Source organism: Okeania sp. SIO1H4, from assembly GCF_010672695.1.
GTDB lineage: Bacteria > Cyanobacteriota > Cyanobacteriia > Cyanobacteriales > Microcoleaceae > Okeania > Okeania hirsuta.
On the sequence record NZ_JAAHGB010000014.1, the window covers coordinates 21,646 to 33,602 of the forward strand.

8 protein-coding genes are annotated in these 11,957 nt (G+C 36.6%); 1 reads left to right on the top strand and 7 read right to left on the bottom strand.

Annotation, left to right across the window (positions count from 1 at the left end):
- Positions 1–1,409: 1,409 nt before the first annotated feature.
- The 4 genes from F6K06_RS13110 to F6K06_RS13125 form a co-directional block, all read right to left on the bottom strand.
- Positions 1,410–2,336: a FeoA family protein gene (locus F6K06_RS13110; protein WP_124146480.1), complete on the bottom strand. Its 927-nt coding sequence runs from the start codon at positions 2,334–2,336 to the stop codon at positions 1,410–1,412.
- 391 nt (positions 2,337–2,727) lie between these two features.
- Positions 2,728–3,126, bottom strand: a complete 399-nt coding sequence (locus F6K06_RS13115; RefSeq protein WP_161564653.1) for a FeoA family protein — start codon at positions 3,124–3,126, stop codon at positions 2,728–2,730.
- Between the two features lie 795 nt (positions 3,127–3,921).
- Positions 3,922–5,364: a sodium:alanine symporter family protein gene (locus F6K06_RS13120; protein ID WP_124146482.1), complete on the bottom strand. Its 1,443-nt coding sequence runs from the start codon at positions 5,362–5,364 to the stop codon at positions 3,922–3,924.
- 426 nt (positions 5,365–5,790) lie between these two features.
- On the bottom strand, positions 5,791–7,413 hold the full coding sequence (locus F6K06_RS13125) for a DUF3352 domain-containing protein (RefSeq protein ID WP_124146483.1): 1,623 nt from the start codon (positions 7,411–7,413) through the stop codon (positions 5,791–5,793).
- Positions 7,414–8,056: 643 nt separating this feature from the next.
- On the opposite strand from F6K06_RS13125, the gene F6K06_RS13130 reads away from it, so the two are divergent.
- Positions 8,057–8,980 (top strand): TIGR01777 family oxidoreductase, encoded by a 924-nt coding sequence (locus tag F6K06_RS13130; protein ID WP_124146496.1) that lies wholly within the window; start codon positions 8,057–8,059, stop codon positions 8,978–8,980.
- Positions 8,981–9,360: 380 nt separating this feature from the next.
- Here F6K06_RS13130 and F6K06_RS13135 read toward each other — a convergent pair whose 3' ends face one another.
- From F6K06_RS13135 to F6K06_RS13145, 3 genes are all read right to left on the bottom strand, one after another.
- Positions 9,361–9,579, bottom strand: coding sequence for a hypothetical protein (locus tag F6K06_RS13135; RefSeq protein WP_124146484.1), 219 nt, complete (start codon positions 9,577–9,579; stop codon positions 9,361–9,363).
- Positions 9,580–10,556: 977 nt separating this feature from the next.
- Positions 10,557–10,979 carry a hypothetical protein gene (locus F6K06_RS13140; protein ID WP_124146485.1) on the bottom strand — a complete coding sequence of 141 codons (423 nt, stop codon included), beginning with the start codon at positions 10,977–10,979 and terminating at the stop codon, positions 10,557–10,559.
- A 211-nt stretch (positions 10,980–11,190) separates the two neighbouring features.
- Positions 11,191–11,547 (bottom strand): iron-sulfur cluster assembly accessory protein, encoded by a 357-nt coding sequence (locus F6K06_RS13145; RefSeq protein WP_124146486.1) that lies wholly within the window; start codon positions 11,545–11,547, stop codon positions 11,191–11,193.
- Between the last annotated feature and the right edge of the window lie 410 nt (positions 11,548–11,957).

The following is an 11,957-nucleotide window of genomic DNA, read 5'->3' on the forward strand; positions in this document are numbered from 1 at the left end:
ATCTTACCTATTATTTATCTTAAAGTTAGCGATATATTTTTATGGCTTTATTATAAACATAAATTATGAAAATTAGGGATTATTTTTAGAAGTCTTTAAGTTTTTGTGGAGATTTTTCCAAAATATTTCGAGGGCTTATATAAAGCAAAAAAAGCAGAAAATTAAACCGTTCGACAAATATTTAAAAGCTGAATGCTTATAGTTATAAGTCAGCTCTCAAGCCTAAATACTTTCCTCTTCTGCTTTTCTTTTCTATAGAATGCTGCACAAATGAAAATATAGAAATTTATGCAGGATTAACAATCCAAAAATAGACTGCAAAGTATAAAACTCTCATTGATTTTTATTTACTATAAGAGATTTTTTTCTAAACCCAAATAGAACTGCTATAAAAAAGTTAAATTACTTAAATTATACTCAATCCGATTATTAAAAAGTACTTTTGAGATCAAATCCACTTAATTCAGTATAAAAAAATGTTCCATCTGAGCGCCATTGCCAAATCTTTATCGATATCCCCACATTCCCCTCCTGGGAGTGGTTAGGGGTGGGTCTCCACACTATGAATCTAATTACACAAATTCTACCGGATTTGATATGAGTTATACTTTCTAACCTTTCTGCTTTATCCTCCTAATAAATATCCTATTGCTCGGATTTAGTATTAAGTAGATAGACATAAATAATTAGTAAAATGGAAACTATTTGGAAATTCCAGAAGTAATTGAGATTGCTTTCCGTTCCGGAATGCTCCGCAAACCTTCCACTCCGTTCCAGTCGCAATGAAATTTTACATTTATATCATGTCCAGTTCAACAGTTATAAATAAACGACGGAGTCCTCAGGAGTCAGGAGGAAATAAAGAAGAAGAAAGAGGAGGAAAAGGAGAAGTTTTTTTATCACTAATTATCCGGACATGATATTAATTATACTTATACCAATTCACTTTAGGGATGTCACAAATAGTTTCCAACTTTAAATGTAAAATAATTGCCCGAAACTATTTTCTTATCAAAGTTTTTAGTCGATTAAATCTAACTTCTGACTTCTGACTTCTGTACGTCGATAATCCGACTGCTCCCCGATCTGAATTCAGTGAAACGGTATTACAATGGATAATTGACAATGGATAATTGATAATTAATCCCCAAAGGTTTAAAGTCTCTCCTTTTAAGGAGAAAAAAGCGGTTGAGGGATGGCGAGGTCCCCTCGCCATATCCAATCAACCAAGACAGCGGTCGTTAGCGGAGCTTCCCGTAGGGTGGGATGGCGATCTTCGGAGCGGGTCTGCAAGAACGGGTCTCCTCGCCATATCCAATCGACCAAGAGAAGAAATCTGATTTCCTTATATTCAATTCCGTAACGGTTTTAACCTTCTTGTAATTATCCATTATCAATTGATGAACTACTTACTTTGGCTCTATCTCTAGACTACCGTCTGCATAGAGCAAAATAGCAAACTCAGTCCATTCTATTTTATTCGTAGAATTAGGCTTAACTAAATTCGGCAGTGGTGTACTGCTCAAATGGTTTTTTGCTATTTGATTAAAAGCTTCGTAAGAAATAATATCTCCATTTTTATCTACCTTAACTAGATAAATTGCTGTTTGTTTAACTGGTTTTTTCCAGTTTTTATCGATCTTAGTGTAGAGTTTTTGTTGTAATGTAGCAATTTCTTTGTTGTCGGTAATTCTTTTACCTATTGATTCTACGTTTTCGATGTCAGAATTAGTTGTTGTTGCTACCGGATTAATGGTATTTTCAATAGTTGCTTGATTTGTCGTTTCAAGGGCATCAGATTTATCAGTTACGGCATCCAAATTTCCGGTTATTTTTGGTGCAGATAAAGTTGTATCTACCGTCTCTAATTTTTCATTTTCCGTTAATTGTGAAGTCGAATTAGAAACAATATTAGCAGTAGTTTGTTGTTGATCGCCTCCATCGATATTTCCATGATTCAAAAGTTGATAAATTTCAGCCAGAACAACTATAACAATAGCAGTTAATGTCAGTAATGAGAGAGTTTTAACTTGTTTAGTTAACTTTATTACAGACTTGGGAAACATCTCATAATCTTCTGATGAATTTGTTTCCTCATCCCCATCTGTTTTAATCACGATCATTTCTGCTTCATGAGACCGGATAGCTATTTCTGTGCTTAAACCAACTCGAATGTGCAAAGGCCCACTAAAAGTTCCCTCTCGCAAGACTTGCACTGGTCTATCAGAAACTACTCCCATTGCTGCGAGTCTCTCAACAATTCCTTGATCGCGACCAATATTTAAAACTCGATCGACTATTGCCATTTGCCCTGTTTTCAAATCAGCTACATTCATTTTGATTACCTCTGACGTTATTACTTAAATGTTGTGTAGATATTGTGGTAATTACTATCTTGTATTCTGCATATAATCTCAGACTTACAGCACTTTTTAGGATGGTGAGGTAAAGTTATTATGTTGCCTGTTGCCTAAAGTCCTAAAACTTTGTACCTCCAAGACTCGAAAACTGCTGTAAATGTATCGTCAGCAAATCCTCAATAATTAATAATTAATAATTAATAATTAATAATTAACAATTACCTCTCCTAGAGAACGGATAGGATTGACTCAAAGGAAAATTTTTGCTTGTTTCTCCTTTAAAGGAGAGACTTTAAATCTTAATTATTCGGTAATGACCGAGGAACGAGAAAGACTGAATATATGACCGAATTTTCCTTTCTACTACTTATTGCTGATCAATGATTTTGGAACAGACAATAATATCGCTAGCAGGATTAAGTCCCAAACCAATATTGCGGTCTCCTACTGCCACAATTACCGAACCACTAGGGTTGTTACTAATTACCTCTAGCTCAACTCCTACTACCAATCCCATTTTTTTCAAGCGACTATCCATCTCATCTATAGCATTGATCGTAATAATATGTAAGCGATCGCCCCGTTTTGCTTGTGTCAGTGGAAAGTTAGTTTCTACTACTTGTTGATAAGTTTCTTTAAGAGTGTGATGGTTGTTTTCCTCTTTCAACTCAATATAGTTGCTGTCTCCCAGAAATGTAAATTCCCATGCTTTCTCCTTCCTCTCTACATTATTAGATTCCGATCTATCTTCATATTTTTTATCCATTAATTTATGTAAACAGTTGAGATTTATTTTCATTTAGTATAGTAACGATAGCAGAGTAGTTTGTCAAGTTTAATATTTGACATTATTCAAAACTGGAACTAGAGAAAATCAGGAGCTATCAATTATATTATCTCTCTCATCTACACTGCTATTAAGAAAGTATTAATTTATTTTCAATACTTTTACTGGCATTGCTGAGGAGCGGGATGAATATAAGTGGTAATATCAAATCCGCTAGGGTTCGGTATAAAAAAAATTTTCATCTTCATCCAAGAGCAAATGTTTCGCGCATTCTCTTCCCTCCTGACTCCTGACTCGGTCCTCCTGACTCCTAGATTAACTATCTAATTACACCGATGCTACCGGATTTGATATAAGCGGGGGCAGGCATCCTGCCTGTCCCTGCCAAGGAGTGAAAATATCAGGAACGAAAATATCAGGAACGGGCAAAATGCCCCCCAAGCACAAAACTATTAAAATCATCCCGCATTTGTGCAACGCCCTTCTACTAAATCAGGACTTACGCAAAATATCAAATCATATACTATCCGTAGGGGTGAACGGCCGACTTTATAGCGCTTTTCACATAGATAGACTACAGTTAGTATGGGCAACCCAAAAGCATTGATTTTTCTACTCCCTCTCTTTGTGCGCGTTCCCTCTCTTAGTCAACATTCCCTCTCTTGGTCAGCATTCCCTTGCTACTAACTTGGTCGCGGGGTCTGACCGCTTGCGTCTGTCACCGACGCGGGGTCGCACCGCTGTTGCCTGTTGCCTTGCGCGTAGCGCTATTTCTCACCCAATAACTTTTGAAGGAGATTCATTGAACATTTCTCCTGCTTGTAAACGCTTCATATAACTTGCTTGGTCTGTTGCCACTTTACCACAGAGAAAATAAGCACCAAGCAAACTCGGAAAAGCAAGAGTTATTTTCATAGCATCACTAAACTCAATGACTGCTTCTGGGTTAGTAACCGTACCCACAAAGATACCTACTAAGAACAAGATTTTATAGATAATCACACCTCGGTTTCCAAATAAATATTGCCAGCAAACTTGACCATAGTAACTACTAGAAATCATCGTAGAAAAAGCAAACAAAATTATACAAATTGTCAAAATAGCAGGAAACCAGTCAATCACAGTAGTAAAAGCGGCTAAAGTTAGTTCTGAACCATTGAGAGTCGCAAATTCAGGATTATTGTAAACGCCAGTAATAATAACTACTAAAGCGGTCATATTACAGATAATGACAGTATCAATAAATGGTTCTAGCATTGCTACAATACCTTCTCGAACAGGTTCATCTGTCTTTGCCGTAGCATGAGCGATCGCTGCCAAACCCAATCCTGCTTCATTAGAAAAAGCTGCACGGCGAATCCCTTGTATTAGCGCTCCCACAAAACCCCCTGCCATAGCTTGGGGAGCAAAAGCGCTATGAATTATAGTAGAAATTGCGTGAGGAATAGCAGTAAAGTTAGCTAAAATTACCCATGAACCTGCCAGAAAGTAAACGCCACACATTGTCGGTACAATGGCAGCAGCTACTCCAGCAATACGTTGAATACCACCTACTATTACTAACCCCACTACTAATACTAAAATTAATCCATAAACCCAGCTTCGTTGAGCAAAAAAAGGTATCACATTAGCAACAACTACTTGAGACTGGTTAGACTGAAATATGCTGGAACTACCCAAGACAGCAAAGATATTGAACAATGCAAACATTCCACCTAAAAATTGACCTAATTTTTTTTGTCCTAAGTCAGCTAAACCCATTGATATATAATACATTGGCCCTCCAATGCTTGTACCATCTGGGTTAACTACACGATATTTTTGTGCCAAAGTACATTCAACAAACTTTGTACTCATGCCTAACAACCCTGCGATCGTCATCCAAAAAGCTGCACCTGGTCCTCCAAAACTAATAGCAATAGCAACTCCAGCAATATTTCCTAGCCCCACAGTTCCAGATAAAGCAGTTGCCATAGCTTGAAAATGAGAGACTTCACCCTCATCATTAGGGTCATCGTATTTTCCCCAAATAACATCTATGGCGTGTTTAAAAGCTCGAATATTAATAAACTGCATTCGGAGAGTAAAAAAGAGACTGCCACTAATTAGCCAAAGTACAATAAGTGGTATCCCTTGGTCGCCACCAATACGATAAAAAATGATAGCATCTATATTTTTTAATAATTGAGAAAAAGTAACAGAAATCCAATCTAACATTTGGTTAGTAGTTCCTAATAATATTTAATACCATATTATACCAAGTAGTATATTTTTTGATTATATTTATTTTAACGACGAAATAATAGTTGTTTTTGTCAAATTTAACTGTAAAAAACAAATAGTTTTCAATCGTTTTCAGCCGATAATTAAGGTAAATTGAAATCTACTTTTGCCAATTCCAAATTTTATTGCCATATCCATAAATAGATGATATGGATGAACAGTATAAAATTTATAAATTACTACTATCTACAAAGTTGGCAAATCTATACAAAAAGAATCATTACCTGAATTAAAATCAGGCTTGAAGTCCGATTTTTCTGTTAGAAAAAATCTACTTTTAAGGTTTTACTCACTTAATCACTTTTGATAATTTGGGTGCGTTACGCTATCGCTAACAGCACCCTACAAACTACAAACTGACTACTTTTTCTGCAACACCCACAAAATTTCCATCTCATTCGTCAACTCATCCGACCAACTCGCCGTCACCCCAATACCACGAATTGAACTCAAAACAACCTTCACATCCCGTGGCATCATCAGATTCACAAACTGATAACGATTCGCCCAAACCATCATCTGTTCCATATTCCAATAAAAATACCCCTGATTCGATGTTGGTAAAGACCCCACGACTTCCTCAAAATCATCACTCCCAATTAAACCACGATCTGGCATAGTTATCATCACCTCTATCAACGGTTCACCAAGTGCCACAAACAAAAAATCATCATCCAACCACCCATACCCCAAAAAACTACCAATACCAACCATCTGCCACTCCGTCACCGATATCTCTCCCACCTGTTTTTCCTTCAACGACACACCAGGTTTTTCCATCGCTACTCTATTTAACTTTCTCAACATCCCATTAGCAGCAAAGCGATCGCTAGTCTCCAAAATCATCGCTCCACCAACGCCAGTCTGTACCAATCTTCCTTCATTTGACCCAATTAAACCTATAGCAAACTCCCCATCCATCCAACCAAACACTTCTCGATCTACATCCAAATCTAAATCTTGAAACGTCTTCCTCACCATCTCCAACAGATCCTGCAAATCTTCACTACCCTGCGCTTGCGCCACAAACTGCGACCAAGCTAAACTAATATTCTTCCCACTGACCGACATCATCGTCTCCGCTGGAAACCGTTGCAAAACCTCACCCGATGCTGTTTCAGTCTGCTCTGGAGGCAAGGGAGAATTCAACTTAGTCACTGTCCGCAAGCGCAAACCAGCATCATCCACTCCTATTCCCATCACCACAGAATTTATTTTTTCCAACTGCACTAAACTTGCAGTAGACAACTGTTCATTCTCCGGCAAGTCATCAGTAAATGCCGTCATCAACTGACTATAATTAGGAATAAAAATAGTAGCGAGGGCATTCTCCACCCCTGCACTCTGCTGTAAACTTTCAGCAGCATTCTCTTGCATTGCCAAAGAAGCTTGACCCTGAAACGTATCAATAGTATCTTCCACTGCTGCTGCAACGGTCGCGATCGCTAAATAATCTCCCAAAATTGCCAAATTAAAAGTTTTCCCACTCTCATCAGTAACTTCCCGAATAGTCACCCCCTGATATTCCTTCTCAATAACTTGATTTTCCTCATCTCCTTTTAATTTATTGGCAAATTTCCAAACCTCCAACTTATTTTTAATTCCCACCAACATCAAAATATTCACCGGATCGGTATCTTCCCCTGACTCAGCGGGAACAAAAGCAAACATTATTCCTCCCAACCAAGGTTGAATGTCTTTTTCCCAATCAATATTAGCTTCTGCTAAATTTTCCTGCTGAAATTCTGCATAACTCTGGCTAATTAATTTTCTGGTTTCGGGAGTACCAAATTGTTGTAATTTATTCAAAGCTTGTTGATTAGGATGAATAAAACTGGCCATAATTGCCGACTCAGGTACTATTTGGGCGCTGTTCAGAGGGTTGGAGACTTTCGCGGCCACATTTCTCAAGTAAAGATAGGTAGCAATACTGACTGCTGTAATGATGGTTGCACCAGCAATTAGAAAGTGTGATTTTTTCATAGAATTTTTTTTATAATTTAATATCTACTAGGTAAGTATAAGTAGAAGTAGGTAGACAAAATTCTCTTTAACATCCACTACCCGTTTATATTTTCTCTTTCCTGTTTTCTACCTGTAACAAATATTAAATTAATTTTGCAGACTAGGTAGGGTCGGTTGGTTGGGTTGGCTTGAAAAATAAAACTCAACATTATTTAATTTATAGGTTTTGATTGGGTTTCCCTGGTGCTTGACCCAAGCTACTATATTGTGGGCAAAGTTTTTTAGTATCAGTCTAGTAGGTTGGGTTGAAGAATTGAAACCCAACATTATTTGGGTTGGGTTTATCCTGTGGATAAGCTGCGCTAACGCTGGTACTTGACCCAACCTACTAAGCTAAGAATCATTAGACATCTCGAGAAAAGAGGGAGTAGGGAGTACAGAGCAAGAAGTAGGGAGAAAGAATTGATGATTTATGTGGGATAATTGATGTTATTTTTTATTATTGGAGATGTGTATTTAGATTCTATATTCCCTGTTCCCTGTTCCCTATTCCCTATTCACTATTCCCTTTGACAAAAATTGGGTATATGGTTTAAATGCAAAACAGCTTATATGATGTCTTACAAGGATAAATTAAGTATTGTGGGCAAATTTTTTAGTAATGAAAGTAGCTATTACAGGAGCAACAGGGTTTGTTGGCAGTCGCTTGGTAGAGCGTTTACATTCGGAAGGGGAACAAATATTAGTTTTGACCCGCAATCCGGAAAAAGCTAAACGAATTTTTCCTGACTCAGCCTACCCTAATTTAGAGATAGTTGCCTACCAACCAAAACAGTCTGGTGCTTGGCAAAAGTTTATAGATGGCTGCGATGGTGTGGTTAATCTGGCAGGAGCTGGTATTGCTGATGAGCGTTGGAATGCTAGTCGGAAGCAAGAAATTATGGACAGTCGCAAGGTAACTACGGAAAAATTGGTGGAGGCGATCGCTCAGGCTAATTCTAAACCATCGGTATTGGTCAGTGGGTCGGCTATTGGCTATTATGGTACGAGTGAAACCGTAACTTTTGATGAACATAGCAATAGTGGAAATGATTTTCTGGCTGAGGTTTGTCGAGCTTGGGAAACTGCAGCTGAACCTGTAAAAGATTTGGGGGTGAGGTTGGTTATTTTGCGGATTGGTATTGTACTGGGTATGGGTGGTACTGTCTCAAAAATGCTAACTCCGTTTAAGTTATTTGCTGGTGGGCCTATTGGTAGTGGTAAGCAATGGTTTTCTTGGGTACATATTGATGATTTGGTTGGTTTGATTTTACATTCTCTGCGCCACCAAAAAATAGAAGGTAAATTCAATGCTACTTCTCCTAATCCTGTACGAATGGGAGAATTTTGTCAAGATTTAGGATTAGTTTTAAATCGACCTTCTTGGTTACCTGTACCTGATTTTGCCATTGAATTGTTATTAGGAGATGGTGCAGTGGTGGTATTGGAAGGTCAAAAAGTCTTACCAAAACAGACTCAAGCTTCTGGCTTTGAGTATCAATATTCAACTGTTAAGTCGGCTCTGAAAAATATTTTAGCTCCTTGACATATTCCCGGTGGTACGCTTAGGCGACACCACGGGATTCTTCAACTCAAAAAAGAGTTGCAGTTTATACAGAGGTGATGCCCTCCCCCTGTCTCCTGTCTCCTGTCTCCTTCTTCAACATTTTCTTTGTGGGTTTAATACCCCACCGTCTACAGGGTGTTCAAAATTACTTGGGGGAGCGAATCCCCATGTAATTTTCCTCCTGTCTCCTGTCTCCTGTCTCCTGTCTCCTTCTTCAAAATATGGATGGCTATCATCCCGAGTCTCCCTTACAGGAAAACGCGGGACTTTCCGTCATGGGAGTAAAAAAAAATTAAGCTGCCTTTAAGTTTAAGGCAGCTCTATCAAATAATTTTTAAATCTATAGGTAGTTAAAATCTTTATTTCTGAGCAGTTGCGGATTCTTTGACTAATTCTTTAATTTGTTCCAAGTTATCTGGATCTACATAATGACATACTGCGTCATCTAGACAAATTAAAGCCCAGCCAGACTCATCTATGCTCATTAGTTTATAATCTCCTTGCTGTATAAAAAATCCTTTGTGATTACGAGTTTCTGGCTTTAAACTAACTTCTTTGTTGTTGTTATTAATTGTCATTGTATTTCAACTCCTTTGTATTATCTAAAAATTAGGTCTGGCTCTCTGATATAGAGATTTTTACTAAAGACTAAACAAGTTGTTAAATTTTCCCAGACTTGCTTATGTATATTAGGCACAGCCTCACACTCTAAAAATCTTTTTCTGAATTTATTTGTGCTTTAACTACCTATTCATTTTTTTTGCTTAGTGTATGTTATTGTTTTACTTTCAGCAATTTTTGTAGGTCATAATAGGCTATTAATTCAGACATTTTATCTGTGTTTTAGGATTGTACAGATAATTTCCCATTATCCTCATTTATGCAGACAACTTTATGATATTATTTGAGTAAATATCTTGAGGAAGTCAACCTTTAACTTGAATTTTATGTAATGCCAATATTAGCATTCTTCAAGTTTTCGCTAGATGATTTAGAGGTAGTTTGTAGAGCTAGATGCTCTATGTGGGATGTTCTCAATTTACAGCGATTAAGTAATCTCTTAAAGTTCTAAACATCATAACATGATTTTCTTGGATATCTCATAAAGTTTTTATATGAATTATTAAGTTTTTTTAACATATATATTTTAACTTCTTGAATCAGTGAAGAGTAGTTTAACTAGGAGAAGGAAAAAAAGATTTAATGTTGAGAATTTATGCGAGTTCTATATCTTTGAAAAATAGCTTTTAATGTTTTGCTTCATCTATACAGTTATCAGCTCAACTCAAAACTATTTATTATCATCCTTTAGTGGTTTCTGGATGCTATAACACTGCTTTTTTATAGTGTATAGTTTATCTTTGAAGAGTTTCATGTGGCTCATGACAGAGATATTAACACCTGTCATAATTTGTGGCAATTTTCTGATGAATATATAGGGTAGGAAGTGTCCGAATCTACGCCTAACCAGACAGTTCAAATGCTGTGTATCAAGAGCGTTAGTTCTTGAGGGTAGGAAGCTCCACCCTCAAAGAAGTATGGTGGGGTATTTCACTTAAACATCGAATAACCAACTCTTAACTCGACTTAAACTAGGCCAATCAGCTCTTCTCTCAAAACCATCCTGAATGTTACTTTTAATTTCCTCAAGCCAATCTGAGTCAGCCATAATCATTTGTTGTGCCCTTTCTACATGAGTTCTTACACCCTTTTCTCCCATTTCTAGCATTGCTAAAGCTAAATTAATTCTCCCTTGTGGATCGTCTGGATTAAGTTTAACTCCTGTCTTCGCTGCTTTGTAAGCTGATTTAGGTTTTTTCTCTAATAGATATAACCATGATAAACTTATCCAACTACTACTACTTTTAGGAGAACGATTTGTAATATCTTTAAATACTGGAATTAAAGTTTTTGGTTCTTCTCCAGCTTTATATCTTTCTAATCCTTCTTTATATAATTCTTCAGGTGTCTGAGTCATAATATTCGATATTTTCTACTTAAAAAAATTAATGACAATAAGTAAGTTTAAGATTGTACATTAATATACTCAATTTACATAGATAGGGGCACAATTAATACTGTACCCCTACTCTCCAGTTTGCCCATTATTAAGCAGTTGCATTTACAGAAGTTCTAGGAAAGACTAGACCTAGATAACTTCTGACAAATATGATTTGATTTGATTAATTTTAGGCAGAAAAGGAACTACCACAGCCACAGGTTTGAGTTGCATTAGGATTACTAAATTGAAACCCACCCCCAATTAAAGCATTACTATAGTCGAGTACTAAACCGTAGAGATATAGAATACTCTTGCGATCGCAAACTACCTTAAATCCATCATAATCATAAACTTCATCATCTTCTCTAATAGTATTAGGGTCAGCAAAATCCATCATGTAGGACATTCCAGAACATCCACCTTGACGCACCCCTACTCTGAGGCACAGGTCTTTCCCTTCTTTCTCTCTTAGAGAATTAACCTGAGCTAAAGCAGCTTCGCTCATCATGATACCTTTTTGCTGAGACTGAGTAGCTTGTGTCATTTTTATTTCTAGCTCCTTGTACTATTGCTCTAAAATAGTAATTCCTTACTATTTATATATTCTATTTCATATTTATATTTCTAGATAAAGATTGTAACTATACTTTTTGAATAGTATCCTCAGTCAAAAATCATCATTTTTTTAAATCTGGCCTTATTGTGGTTTAATATCTTAATATATGGGTACCAAAAACTTAAAGACTGTCGTTAATAATGTTAAAATTATTAAAATTATAGATAGAGAATTATATAGTAAGTCTATATATTTTTATGTTAATTATGATTCATCGCTCAATTGATCCGAGCAGTCATTAAGATAGTAGAAAATAAAATTCCCGTCACATTAGCAAAGCTGTATAGAGAAAAATGTATATCAAAGTACATGAAGAATATGGCTTAATGCAACAAGGA